Here is a 12272-nt window from a genome sequence, read left to right as displayed (position 1 = left end):
AACCCCCAAAAAAAGAACAATACAGGAACAAATAAGCATCAAAATCAAAAGGCCGCAACCCTGAATCGCAACACGGCTGCAAATTGTTATCAGATAATCAAATGCCCATGTTGCAATTACCCGGCGATCTGGTCTGTTGCCGCCGGGAGGACCCACATGTTTTCTGAAACGCAAAGGCTCGCCGTGCCAGTGGCGTCGCTGGCCTATCACCATGCTGAGGCGATCACCCCGGCACGCGGCATCCTGTTGATATCGCATGGCTTGGCCGAACACTCGAAACGATACCGCGTCTTTGCCGAGACGATGGCGGCGCGCGGATATCACGTCTATGCCCATGATCATCGCGGCCACGGCGAGACGGCGGCGCCCGATGCGCCGATCGGCCGCTTCGCCCGCCGCGGCGGCGTCGAACGAGTGATCGGCGACGTCATCGCCATGCGCGGCCATGCGGCCTCCCGCCATCCCGGTCTGCCGGTGATCCTTTTCGGCCATTCGATGGGCGGCCTCATCGCCCTCAATGCTGCCGTCACGGCTCCGGCCGACTTCGATGCCGTCGCCGTCTGGAATTCGAATTTCGCCGTCGGTCTCGCCGGCCGAGCCGCCCAGGCGATCCTGCTTGCCGAGCGCATGTTGAAGGGCTCCGACGTGCCGAGCGGCCTCTTGCCCAAACTCACCTTCGGCACCTGGGGCAAATCCATCCCCGGGCGCCGCACCGAGTTCGACTGGCTGTCGCGTCTTCCTGATGAAGTCGACAAATATGTCGCCGATCCGCTCTGCGGCTTCGATGCCTCGGTCTCCCTCTGGCTCGATCTCTTCGAGTTGACCTTCCGGGCGCCGCAGAAAATCCACCTCGACCGGCTGCCTCGGAACATGCCGATCCATCTCGTCGGCGGCGGAGAAGACCCGGCGACGGAGCGTGGAAAAGCCGTGCTCTGGCTGTCAAACCATTTGAAAGGCCGAGGCTTCTCCCGTATCAGCACTGAGATATATCAGGACGTGCGGCACGAAACACTGAATGAGATCGGCGCGGATGCGGCGATCGCAGCCTTTGCGGACTGGTGCGACAGGGCCGTCGCAAGATCCTGAGTGACCAATATCCTGAGTACAGGGATTTCATCATGAACAGCACCTCCGCCCGCCGCGTTTCGTCCGCCTCCGACGTGACGATGGGGCTTGTGCTGATGTTTATCTCGGTGATGTTCTCGCCGCTCATCGATATTTTCGCCAAGCTTGCCATCGTCACAGTCCCGTCCGCGGAGATCACCGCCGGCCGCTTTGCCGTACAGGCGATCTGCATGCTGCCGATTGTAATATGGCGGCGCAGCTTTGCCGATTTTTCCTGGCGCCAAAACCTGTTCCATGCCATCCGCGGCGCGATAATCACTGTCTCGATGATCTCCTTCGTCACCACGCTGAAATATATGGCGGTCGCCGACGCGATTGCGATCTTCTTCGTCGAGCCGATCATGCTGACGATCCTCGGCGGTATCTTCCTGAAGGAGACGATCGGCTGGCGGCGCTACAGCGCCTGCGGCGTCGGCTTCTTCGGGGCGATGCTGATCATCCAGCCGAGTTTCGAAGAAGTCGGCTACATCGCGCTTCTGCCTGTCGTCAGCGCGCTCTGCATTGCCATCTTCGTGCTGATGACGCGCGTCCTCTCGCACAGGGAGGACCCTTGGGCGATGCAGTTCCAGATGAGCATCTGGGGCCTGCTCTTCTGCGCCATCCTGCTTTTCCTGGGCCAGGGAACCGGCTCCGATATCTTCGACCCGGTCATGCCGGATGGCCGCGCCTGGTTCTATGTCGCCGGCGTCGGCGCCATGGCCGCGATATCGGGCATCCTCGGCGTCTATGCCTATCGCGCAGCACCAGCCTCGACGCTCGCACCGCTGCAATATTTCGAGATCGTCTCAGCGACGATCTTCGCCTGGCTGGTCTTTGGCGACTTCCCGGATGCGGTCAAATGGCTCGGAATTATGATTATCATGGCGTCGGGCTTCTACATTGTCTGGCGCGAGCGTCGCTTTGCATCGAAACCGGTATCCGGTACATCAGAGGCGACGCTGGCGCCCTAGATCTAAGCCCTAGATCTAAGAACGAGAGCCCGGAGGAACATGACGGAGACCGTGACGAAAAAACCGCCGCTTGCCGGCATCCGGGTGATCGAGCTTGCCCGTGTGCTCGCCGGCCCTTGGGCGGGACAGATGCTCGCCGATCTCGGCGCCGACGTCATCAAGGTCGAAAATCCCGACGGCGGCGACGATACGCGCCAATGGGGACCACCCTTCGTCGAAGGCGCCGACGGCGAAAATCTCTCGGCCGCCTATTACCACGCTGCCAATCGCGGCAAGCGCTCCGTCACTGCCGACCTGAAGAGCGCCGAAGGTCAGGATCTCGTCCGCCGCCTGGTCTCCACCGCCGATGTGGTGATCGAGAATTTCAAGCTCGGCGGCCTCGTCAAATACGGGCTCGATTATGACAGCCTGCGTAAAGTCAACCCGAAGCTCGTCTATTGCTCGATCACCGGCTTCGGCCAGAACGGCCCTTATGCCAGCCTCGCCGGTTACGATTACATCGTCCAGGGCATGTCCGGCTTCATGTCGATTACCGGGGAGCCTGGCGGCCAGCCGATGAAGGCAGGTGTCGCCATCGCCGATATCTTCACCGGCATCTATGCCGTCGCGGCGATCGAAGCCGCTCTGATCCATGCCCTGAAATCAGGCGAAGGCCAGTTGGTCGACATGGCCCTGCTCGATGTGCAATCGGCCGTGCTCGCCAATCAGAACATGAATTACCTGGTCTCCGGGGAGGCGCCGACCCGCCTCGGCAATGCCCATCCCAATATCTCGCCCTATGAGGTCGTGCCGACGGCGGACGGTTACCTCATTCTCGCGGTTGGAAACGACGGCCAGTTCCGCCGCCTCTGCACCATCCTTGGCCTGGAGACCATCGCCGGCGACGAGCGTTTCGCCACCAACAAGGCCCGCGTCGGCAATCGCGGCGAAGTGCGGCGCCTCGTCTCCACCGAAACGTTGAAATGGCAGAAGGCGGATCTGCTGAAGGCCTGTGAAGAGAACGCGGTTCCATCAGGCGCGATCAACACGATCGAGGAAATGTTCGCCCATCCGCAGGTACAGGCTCGCGGCCTGCGCATCGACCTTGCGGATGCAGCCGGAACGGTGATCCCCGGTGTCAGGACGCCTGTGGTCCTGTCGGAGACGCCGCTGCGGTATATCAGGCCGAGCCCGCGTCTCGGCGAACACCAGGCAGAAATTCTGGCGGAACTCGCCGAGCGCGAGAGAAAGGCATCGTTATGAAGAAGGCATTGTCATGAAGAAGACGGGCGGGGAACTGATCGTCGAGGCGCTGAAGGCGAACGGCGTCAAGCGTCTCTCCTGCGTGCCCGGCGAGAGCTTCCTTGCCGTGCTCGACGCGTTGCGCGACAGCGATATCGACGTCCTCGTCTGCCGCCAGGAGGGCGGAGCGGCAATGATGGCGGATTGCTGGGGCCGGCTGACCGGCGAACCCGGCATCTGCATGGTGACCCGTGGCCCCGGCGCCACCAACGCCTCCGCCGGCCTGCATATCGCCAAGCAGGACTCGATCCCGATGATCCTGTTCATCGGCCAGGTGCAGCGGGAAGCACGCGAGCGCGAAGCCTTCCAGGAGGTCGAGTTCCGCCGCGCCTTCACCGAATTCGCCAAATGGGTGGGTGAGATCGACGATGCTGGCCGTATTCCCGAGTTCGTCACCCGCGCCTTTGCGGTCGCAACCTCCGGCCGTCCCGGCCCTGTCGTGCTGACGCTGCCGGAGGACATGCTGCGCGATGAGGTCGAGGCACCCCGCGCCAGGCACTATGCCAGCGTCGAGGCCCATCCCGGCCGCCGCCAGATCGACGATTTCTATCTCCGCCTGCTAAAAGCCGAGCGGCCGATGGTAATCCTTGGCGGCACACGCTGGAATGCTGATGCCGTCGCCGATTTTCAGAGCTTTGCCGAGCGTTTCCAACTGCCCACCGGCTGCTCCTTCCGCCGGCAGATGCTGTTCGATCATCTCCATCCCTGCTATGCCGGCGATGTCGGCATCGGCATCAATCCGGCGCTAGCAAAGGAGATCAAAGAGAGCGACCTGCTGATCCTGCTTGGCAGCCGCATGTCGGAAATGCCGTCCTCGTCCTATACGCTGATCGACATCCCCTATCCCCAGCAATCGCTGGTGCATATCTATCCCGACGCTTCCGAGCTTGGCCGCATCTATCGCCCGGATCTTGCCATCTGCGCGGCACCTGCCGATTTCGTCGCAGCACTCGCCGATCTGGAAGCGCCGGCCGAACCGCTCTGGGCAGAGCGCACCGCGCGCCTGCACCAGGCCTATCTCGCCTGGTCGAAGCCGCCCTTGAGCGGACCGGGCGCCGTCCATATGGGGCCGATCATGGAATGGCTGGAGGCCAATACCGGGCCGGAGACGATCTTCACCAATGGTGCGGGCAACTACGCCACCTGGGTGCACCGCTTCCATCGTTTTCGCCGCTTCAACACCCAAGCCGCCCCCACCTCCGGCTCGATGGGTTACGGCCTGCCGGCCGCCGTCGCTGCCAAGCGGCTCTTTCCCGAGCGCGAGGTTATCTGCTTTGCCGGCGACGGCTGCTTCCTGATGCACGGCCAGGAATTCGCCACCGCCATCCGCTACGGCCTGCCGATCATCGCAGTCGTCGTCAACAATGGCATCTACGGCACGATCCGCATGCATCAGGAGCGCGAGTATCCCGGCCGCGTCAGCAGCACCGATCTGACCAATCCCGACTTCGCAGCCCTTGCCCGAGCCTATGGCGGCCACGGCGAGACGGTGGAGACGACGGCGGATTTCGCCCCGGCCTTCGAGCGCGCCCGCGCCAGCGGCAAACCCGCGATCATCGAGGTCAAGCTCGATCCAGAGGCGATTACGCCGACGCGCACGCTCTCGGAAATCGCCCAAACAAAAAGCCGGTGAGAAAACTCACCGGCCTTGAAGGATAAAGCATGTCGCGCAAAAATGTGCAGCGGTTTTGCGACAACGACATGCGTAAAAACAAAGACTTAAAGCGCAAGGAGCGAATCTGAAAGATCGCGACGCGCTTTAGGGACGCGGCGACTTCAGTCGAGTGCGGCCGTGACGATGAACTCGACCTTGTATTTCGGCGCAGCGAGCTTGGCTTCGCTGGTGGCGCGGGCCGGTGGATTGGCCGGATCGATCCAGCCTTCCCAGACGGCGTTCATCTCGGCGAAATCGGCGATGTCGGCGAGGTAGATGATCGTCTGCAGGATCTTCGACTTGCTGCTGCCTGATGCAGCCAGCAGGCGGTCGACTTCGGCAAGCGAGGACTTGCACTGATCGGTGACGCTTTCGCCCTCGCCGACCTGGCCTGCGAGATAGACTGTATTGCCGTGAATGACGGCGCCGCTCATGCGCGAGCCGACGTCGATACGCTTGATGCTCATCATAATCTCCTGAGTGAATGGAAGGTGGTGGCGCTGGGGCTCAACGCCGGAAATGGCGCCCGGAACGGGGGCTCAATTGCGGATATGGTGGGTCTTCTGGTAGATCGCCGTCGAGCGTGCGCCGGAACGGCAATAGCCGAGCATCGGCCGCGGGAATTCGTCGAGCGCGTCGACCATGCCCTGCACGGCTTCCTCGGTCACGCCCATCGGCCCAACAGGCACATGGGCAATTTCGAGACCTAGCTCCCTCGCGCGCGCCTCGATGACGGAGAACGACGTCTGGTCGGGACTTTCGTGGTCGGGACGGTGGCAGACGATCGATTTGAACCCCAGCGCCTTGATCTCGTCGAGTTCCTCGAGCGTGATCTGGCCCGAAACCGAATATTCATCGTCGATCTGGCGAATATCCATCCTCTTGTCTCCTCAAAAATCGTGGGCTGAAGGTCTACGACGGAGGTGTGCCAGCGTCAACAACACTTCGCTCACAGGAAGGCAAAGGTCAGCGCATAGCTGCGGCTCTCGCCGGGCGCCAGCATGTCGAACTCATCAGCTGCCTCAAGCTCGTCGCGCGATATCCAGCGATGCGAAACCGGCTCGATGCCGATGATGTGGGCCGGCGCCTTCTGGTTCCGCCAGACCTGCAGATGGGGCAGCGTGTCGGCGCGGAAACGCACCCGCAGCGTCCGGCCGCCGATTGCGGCGATCGGTCCGAGGCGGACCTCCGCAAACCCCGCCTCCGTCGCCGGCGCGGCGACGCAGAAGATGCCGCCCGGCTCCTCGCCGAACGTCCAGGGGAAACCTCCATTTTCCAGCATCCGGCCTTCGAGCCGCGTGCCCTCGTCCAGCCATTTGCCGCCGGTGTTCATGTGGTACATCAGGAAGGTCGGAACCGTCCGATCGCTCGTATTGACGACCCGGTCCTCGAGCCGCACTTCGCCGGTTGCCCCATCGATCCGCCACAGCCGCTCGATGCGCTGCGGCAGTCCCTCGACGGTGGTGATGTCGATATCGGCCCGGCATTCGGCATTGCCGTTCTCGAACTTCGTCCACAGCACCTTCGCCGCATGACCGGAGGCCGATCCGTGCAGCGGATAGACCTTGCCGTCGTCTCGGCCGGGGATCGGCTGGCGGTGGCGGATATGGTCCGGCCCGCAGGTGAACAGGAAGCCTTCGAGCGAGTGATCGATTCGCGGATCGCCATCGTCGGGAATGGCGCGTTTCGGAGCGATGTCGACGCCTTCGACGATGCATCCGCCGATATCCAGCACCGATGTTTCATCCAGCATCAGGCGCGGCCCGCTTGCGGCGGCAAATTCGATCATCGCGGTCTCCTCAGGGATTATCGGCTCTTTAGCGCCGTGCGTCCTTCCGGACGCACAAAGGACGCCCTAACTCTTTGAATCGTCGCATCGTCCTTTTCCGACAATCGATTCCGATTTTCGGAAAGGACGATGCGCTAGCGTTAGGTTTCACGCCGCCATTCGTCAATCGGTGCGGCTCCTATCTTGTGTTTTTGCCGCAACCGTGGACTTTGCGGAACTGACACAAGGACGCAAACGTTTATGAGTAAAAGGAAATCTTAGTGATTTTCATATTTTGTTCAGCACGCTTTCATAAATTCCACACTAGCGTCAAAATTCGCAGGTGTGTGTCTGCCCAGTCACTGTTCGAGGTATGATACGTGGATCGCTTTTTGAAGTCGGCATTTTGCCTCGCGGCCGTCGTGGCCGCCATTGCGGTTACCGCGCCAGAGGCAGGCGCGCAGCAGTTCCGCGATCGCCGCCAGAGCGATATCGTGCTTGTGACGCCGAGCGGCGAAATCCTCGACTATATTCCAGCCGGTTATATCTACGCACGCGACCGTAGCGGCAATCGTGTGTTGATCGACGACTATGGCAACGTCGTCGCCACCGAGATGCGCGCCCGCGGCTACTATCCGCCGCGGCCCGGCCCGCGCGAAGTCTATAACGACCAATACGGCAACGACCCCTATTATTCCGACAACAATCCCTATGGCGATACGCGTTATTCCGAGCGCGGCGCCGTCACCGGCGGCATTCCACGCGATGCCGCGATCGAGCGCCAGCCGCTCGGCGACCAGCCCTACCCCGAGGATAACAGCATCGGCAATCCGCAGCCCGGCGACGATTATGCCTCAATCGATCCCGACCAGCAGATCCCGCCCGCCGATCAGCCGAAGGCCGCACCCGATGAACCTGTCATCACGCTGAACAACAAATCGAAGCCGGAGATCGTCGCTTTGCAGGTCTTCCTCGACCGCGCCGGCGTCTCTCCCGGCGTCATCGATGGCCATATGGGTTCGAACGTCACCAAGGCGATCTATGCCTACGATCAGATGACCGGCTCGAAGCTCGATCCGAACAACACCGACGCCATTCTGGAAGAGCTGCGCATGACCGGCGGGCTGCCCGTCGTCAGCTATACGATCACGCCGGCCGATGCGGCCGGCCCCTTCGTCGCCGAGATTCCGGAAGACTATTCGCATAAGGCGCTGCTGCCGTCGCTGGCTTACACCTCGACCACCGAGATGCTCGCCGAGCGTTTCCACATGGATGAGGCTTTCCTCAAGGAGATGAACGCCGGCGCCGACTTCACCGTTCCCGGCACCATCATCAAGGTCGTCAATCCAGGCGAGCCGAAGAGCGGCGCGGTCGCCCGCATCATCGCCGACAAGGGCCGTAAGCAGGTCTTCGCTTATGACGGCGCCGGCAATCTTCTCGCCGCCTATCCGGCATCGATCGGCTCCACCGACACCCCCTCACCGTCAGGCACTGTCAACGTCGAGCGTGTCGCCCTCAATCCCGGTTATACCTACAATCCGAAGATCAATTTCCAGCAGGGCGCCAATGACAAGATCCTCAACATTCCACCCGGCCCGAACGGTCCGGTCGGCACCGTCTGGATGGCGCTTTCCAGGCCGACCTACGGCATTCATGGCACGCCCGAGCCCTCGAAGATCGGCCGCACCCAGAGCCACGGCTGCATCCGTCTGACCAACTGGGATGCCACCGAGCTTGCCAAGATGGTCAAGCCGGGAGTGACGGTCGAGTTCGTCGACTGAAATCATTATCACGATAACAACGACAAGGCCGCCGGATCGCTCCGGCGGCCTTGTCGTTTCAGGTGGGGGATATTCAGGCGGCGGAGCGGACCATCGGGCTCGTCACGCGGGCGGATGCCGTCAGCCTCACCGGCAGCTTGCGCATTATTTCTTCTGCAAAACAGGTGGCGTTTTCCCGGGCCTTGTCGAGGTTGCTGACGCGCGCGGGATCGATCGTGTGCAGCGTGCCGCCACAGTCGAAGATGTCGCGGAAGGCGGAGCGTTCGATGATAGCCGTATCGAGCACCGGCACATGCCGCTCGCTGAGCAGCGACTTGACGACTTGCAGCGCCCGCGTCGTCACCATCGAGTTGACGCGGGTGAGCACCACCGAATGGCCGATCTTGATGCCGGCCTTCTCATCCAGATATTGCAGCAGTTCGAGCACCTGCGCGCCACCGCGCGCATCCATCGCACAGCCCTGAATGGGGATCAGCACATGGTCGGAAAGGCCGACGGCGGTGGCGAGCAGCGGATTGCGCGCACCCGGCAGGTCGACGATGAAATAGTCGGTATTGTGCTTGTTCTCGCTGATATGCAGCGGCAGCGACGCAGTCGTCACGAAATCGATCACCGAAACATTGGGCACATGACCTGATATTTCGTGCCAGCGTGAAATCCAGTGCTGCGGGTCGGCGTCGAGAATGGTGACGCGATAACCTTTGCGGGCAAGCTCGGTCGCGAGCAGCAGAACAGCGGTCGTTTTGCCGGCGCCGCCCTTGGTATTTGCGAATGTGATGACAGGCATGTTCGGTCCTCGGAAGGAATGGTGCGAGCTGGAATCGCTCTCTTACGCACCGTCGGAGCATCGTGCGGTTAATCCATCCTTTCTAATCATGGTTAACAAATTCGAAACACGCGCGGCGAAATTGCAGCCGGTATTTTTCACATCCCTAAAAATAGGGATGCCACCGAAACGAAAAAAGCCTGGAAAACCGAGGTTTTCCAGGCCAGTCTGTAGGTCCGCTTTTATGTTGTCAGAAGCAATCCCTGAACAGGGCCTTGGTATTTTGGAGTGTCATTGCAACCGGGTTGCCGCCGGCGCTCGGATCTTCGATCGCCATGGCCGACAATTCGTCGATGCGGTCGTCAGCGATTCCCATCGCCGACAGCGTCTCCGGCACGCCAAGTTCGGAGCGGAGCTTCAGCACATAATCGTAGAACCCGTCGAAACCGCCCGAAATGCCGAGATAGGCCGCGGCACGGCCGATCTTCTCCTCGATCGCCTTGCGGTTGAAGCGCAGCACCGCGGGCATCACCACCGCGTTGGTCATGCCGTGATGGGTGTTGTAGACGGCGCCGATCGGGTGCGATAGCGCGTGGATGGCGCCGAGCCCCTTCTGGAAGGCGACCGCGCCCATGGCGGCGGCGGCCATCATGTTGGCGCGGGCTTCCAGATCGGTGCCTTCCCGATAGGCGCGCGGCAGGAATTCCTTGACGAGCCGCATGCCTTCGAGCGCGATGCCGGCTGACATCGGGTGATAGAAGGGCGAGGAATAGGCCTCCAGGCAATGGGCGAAGGCATCCATGCCGGTGCCGGCCGTGATGATCTTCGGCATGCCGACGGTCAGTTCAGGATCGGAGATGACGACGCCAGGCAGGAACTTCGGATGGAAGATGATCTTCTTCACATGCGTTTCGGAATTGGTGATGACGCTGGCGCGCCCGACTTCCGAACCGGTGCCTGCTGTTGTCGGCACCGCGACGATCGGGGCGATGCCCTCGAGGCTCGCACGCGTCCACCAGTCGCCGATATCTTCGAAATCCCAGACCGGCCGCGTCTGGCCGGCCATGAAGGCGACGCACTTGCCGAGATCGAGGCCGGAGCCGCCGCCGAAGGCGACGACGCCGTCATGGCCGCCGTCCTTGAAAGCCCTGACGCCGGCTTCGAGGTTCTTCTCGTTCGGGTTCGGATCGACATCGGCAAAGATTGCGCGGCCGAGACCGGCATCTTCGAGGATATCGAGCGCAGTCTTGGTGATTGCCATCGAGGCAAGGCCACGGTCGGTGACGAGCAGCGGCTTCTTGATGCCGAGGCTTTTGCAGGCGTCGGCCACTTCCGCGATGCGGCCCCGACCGAGCTTGACCGATGTCGGATAGCTCCAGTTTGCGGTGATGTTGCTGCTCATGCTGTGACTTTCTTCAGATGGAAGGATTTCGGACGCGTCAGATTGTGGAAGCCGATGATCGACAGCGAGCCACCGCGGCCGGTTTCCTTGACACCGGTCCAGCAAAGCGCCGGGTCGAGATAGTCGGCGCGGTTCATGAAAACGGTGCCGGTTTCGATCTCGCGGCCGAGCCGCCCTGCCCGCTCGGCATCCCTGGTCCAGAGCGAGGCCGTCAGCCCATACTGGCTGTCGTTCATAAAAGCGAGCGCCTCCTCGTCGCTCTTCACCTTCATGATGCCGACCGCCGGACCGAAAGTCTCTTCGCGCATGAAGGCCATGGAATGGTCGACGTCGACGAGAACCTGCGGTGCGAGATAGGCGCCGCCGTCATCCTCGGGGAAAAGTTTGGGATCGACAAGCGCTTTGGCGCCCTTCGAAATCGCATCGGCGATCTGCTCGCGCACCACCTTGGCGAAGCGCTTATGCGCCATCGGCCCGAGCGACGTATCGGAATCGAGCGGATTGCCGAGTTTGTAGTTCGACACCCAGGTAACCGATTTTTCGACGAAGGCGTCATAGAGCGATTCATGCACGTAGATGCGCTCGATGCCGCAGCAGCACTGGCCGGAATTATAGGTCGCGCCGTCCATCAGCGTGTCGACGGCCGCCTCGATATCGGCGTCCTCCATGACATAACCTGGATCCTTGCCGCCGAGTTCGAGGCCAAGGCCGGTGAAGGTGCCGGCAGCCGCCCGCTCCATCGAGCGCCCGCCTTCGACCGATCCGGTGAAGTTGACGAAATTGAAGCTGCCGGCGGCAATCAAAGCCGATGTCGTTTCATGGTCGAGGAATACGTTCTGGAACACATCCTCGGGAACACCGGCCTCGATGAAGGCCTGCACCAGCCGTTCACCGACCAGCAGCGTCTGCGAGGCATGTTTCAGCACCACGGTATTGCCGGCCATCAGCGCCGGCGCGATCGTATTGATCGCCGTCATATAGGGATAGTTCCACGGCGCGACGACGAAGACGACGCCATGCGCCTCGCGCTCGATGCGACGCTCGAAACGCTCGCTCTCCTCGACCACAACAGGCGCCAGCGCATCCGCCGCGATCGAAGCGACATAGTTGGAACGCTCGTTGAAACCCTTGTATTCGCCGCCATACTTGACCGGCCGGCCCATCTGCCAGGCAAGCTCCGGCACGACGACGTCGGACATTTCGTTCAGCCGCGCAGCACCCTTCAGCACCAGCTGCACACGCTCTTCGAGCGGCCGTTTCGCCCAGGCTTTCTGCGCCTTGCGGGCGCGCGCCACCACGCCCTTGGCGGCATCGAGAGAAAGGGCTGCGCGCTCGGCATAGACCGAACCGTCAACCGGTGAAATGCATTGGATCATTGCCATGATCTGTTCCTGTCCTCGTATTCTTCAAAATTTGAGTGGGGCCGGGGCCCTCATCCGCCGGCCGGCACCTTCTCCCCGCCTGCGGGGGGAAGGGAATATGCAACACCGTTTTCCTCAACCGCAAACCCCGCGCAGGGCACGTCCCCTCCCGTTCAAAAGAGGA

At 61.7% G+C, this 12272-nt stretch carries 11 protein-coding genes; 5 read left to right on the top strand and 6 right to left on the bottom strand.

What is annotated here, in order from left to right; genetic code table 11:
- The first annotated feature begins 156 nt into the window (after window positions 1-156).
- The 4 genes from GFM02_RS28800 to GFM02_RS28785 are packed head-to-tail and all read left to right on the top strand — an operon-like array spanning window position 157 to window position 4989.
- Complete coding sequence (locus GFM02_RS28800; RefSeq protein ID WP_168323537.1) at window positions 157-1086, top strand: alpha/beta fold hydrolase; 930 nt, start codon at window positions 157-159, stop codon at window positions 1084-1086.
- Between the two features lie 32 nt (window positions 1087-1118).
- Complete coding sequence (locus GFM02_RS28795) at window positions 1119-2075, top strand: DMT family transporter (RefSeq protein ID WP_168272126.1); 957 nt, start codon at window positions 1119-1121, stop codon at window positions 2073-2075.
- A gap of 39 nt (window positions 2076-2114) precedes the next feature.
- Window positions 2115-3317: a CaiB/BaiF CoA transferase family protein gene (locus GFM02_RS28790; protein ID WP_168323536.1), complete on the top strand. Its 1203-nt coding sequence runs from the start codon at window positions 2115-2117 to the stop codon at window positions 3315-3317.
- Window positions 3318-3330: 13 nt separating this feature from the next.
- Complete coding sequence (locus tag GFM02_RS28785; protein WP_168323535.1) at window positions 3331-4989, top strand: thiamine pyrophosphate-binding protein; 1659 nt, start codon at window positions 3331-3333, stop codon at window positions 4987-4989.
- 143 nt (window positions 4990-5132) lie between these two features.
- On the opposite strand, the gene GFM02_RS28780 is transcribed toward GFM02_RS28785, so the two are convergent.
- The 3 genes from GFM02_RS28780 to GFM02_RS28770 form a co-directional block, all read right to left on the bottom strand.
- Window positions 5133-5477: a RidA family protein gene (locus GFM02_RS28780; RefSeq protein ID WP_131639520.1), complete on the bottom strand. Its 345-nt coding sequence runs from the start codon at window positions 5475-5477 to the stop codon at window positions 5133-5135.
- 72 nt (window positions 5478-5549) lie between these two features.
- Complete coding sequence (locus GFM02_RS28775; protein ID WP_017961334.1) at window positions 5550-5888, bottom strand: TIGR01244 family sulfur transferase; 339 nt, start codon at window positions 5886-5888, stop codon at window positions 5550-5552.
- 71 nt (window positions 5889-5959) lie between these two features.
- Complete coding sequence (locus GFM02_RS28770) at window positions 5960-6799, bottom strand: aldose 1-epimerase family protein (RefSeq protein ID WP_168323534.1); 840 nt, start codon at window positions 6797-6799, stop codon at window positions 5960-5962.
- Between the two features lie 359 nt (window positions 6800-7158).
- On the opposite strand from GFM02_RS28770, the gene GFM02_RS28765 reads away from it, so the two are divergent.
- Window positions 7159-8559: a L,D-transpeptidase family protein gene (locus tag GFM02_RS28765; protein ID WP_168323533.1), complete on the top strand. Its 1401-nt coding sequence runs from the start codon at window positions 7159-7161 to the stop codon at window positions 8557-8559.
- 73 nt (window positions 8560-8632) lie between these two features.
- Here the strand turns inward: GFM02_RS28765 and GFM02_RS28760 are convergent, their stop codons facing one another.
- The 3 genes from GFM02_RS28760 to GFM02_RS28750 form a co-directional block, all read right to left on the bottom strand.
- Window positions 8633-9346 carry a ParA family protein gene (locus tag GFM02_RS28760; RefSeq protein ID WP_168288012.1) on the bottom strand — a complete coding sequence of 238 codons (714 nt, stop codon included), beginning with the start codon at window positions 9344-9346 and terminating at the stop codon, window positions 8633-8635.
- Between the two features lie 229 nt (window positions 9347-9575).
- Window positions 9576-10727 carry an iron-containing alcohol dehydrogenase gene (locus GFM02_RS28755; RefSeq protein ID WP_168323532.1) on the bottom strand — a complete coding sequence of 384 codons (1152 nt, stop codon included), beginning with the start codon at window positions 10725-10727 and terminating at the stop codon, window positions 9576-9578.
- A complete protein-coding gene (locus tag GFM02_RS28750; RefSeq protein ID WP_168323531.1) occupies window positions 10724-12109 on the bottom strand; it encodes an aldehyde dehydrogenase family protein in 1386 nt (461 codons plus the stop codon). Before GFM02_RS28750 ends, GFM02_RS28755 begins: the two co-directional genes overlap by 4 nt.
- Between the last annotated feature and the right edge of the window lie 163 nt (window positions 12110-12272).

This window comes from Rhizobium leguminosarum bv. viciae (assembly GCF_012276115.1).
Lineage (GTDB): Bacteria > Pseudomonadota > Alphaproteobacteria > Rhizobiales > Rhizobiaceae > Rhizobium > Rhizobium leguminosarum_T.
This window is presented reverse-complemented; position numbering and strand designations above follow the sequence as displayed.

Bases quoted from the DNA above. Each gene is read 5' to 3' on its own strand.
- GFM02_RS28800 (WP_168323537.1), top strand. From the start codon at position 157: ATGTTTTCTGAAACGCAAAGGCTCGCCGTGCCAGTGGCGTCGCTGGCC.
- GFM02_RS28795 (WP_168272126.1), top strand. From the start codon at position 1,119: ATGAACAGCACCTCCGCCCGCCGCGTTTCGTCCGCCTCCGACGTGACG.
- GFM02_RS28790 (WP_168323536.1), top strand. From the start codon at position 2,115: ATGACGGAGACCGTGACGAAAAAACCGCCGCTTGCCGGCATCCGGGTG.
- GFM02_RS28785 (WP_168323535.1), top strand. From the start codon at position 3,331: ATGAAGAAGACGGGCGGGGAACTGATCGTCGAGGCGCTGAAGGCGAAC.
- GFM02_RS28780 (WP_131639520.1), bottom strand. From the start codon at position 5,477: ATGAGCATCAAGCGTATCGACGTCGGCTCGCGCATGAGCGGCGCCGTC.
- GFM02_RS28775 (WP_017961334.1), bottom strand. From the start codon at position 5,888: ATGGATATTCGCCAGATCGACGATGAATATTCGGTTTCGGGCCAGATC.
- GFM02_RS28770 (WP_168323534.1), bottom strand. From the start codon at position 6,799: ATGATCGAATTTGCCGCCGCAAGCGGGCCGCGCCTGATGCTGGATGAA.
- GFM02_RS28760 (WP_168288012.1), bottom strand. From the start codon at position 9,346: ATGCCTGTCATCACATTCGCAAATACCAAGGGCGGCGCCGGCAAAACG.
- GFM02_RS28755 (WP_168323532.1), bottom strand. From the start codon at position 10,727: ATGAGCAGCAACATCACCGCAAACTGGAGCTATCCGACATCGGTCAAG.
- GFM02_RS28750 (WP_168323531.1), bottom strand. From the start codon at position 12,109: ATGGCAATGATCCAATGCATTTCACCGGTTGACGGTTCGGTCTATGCC.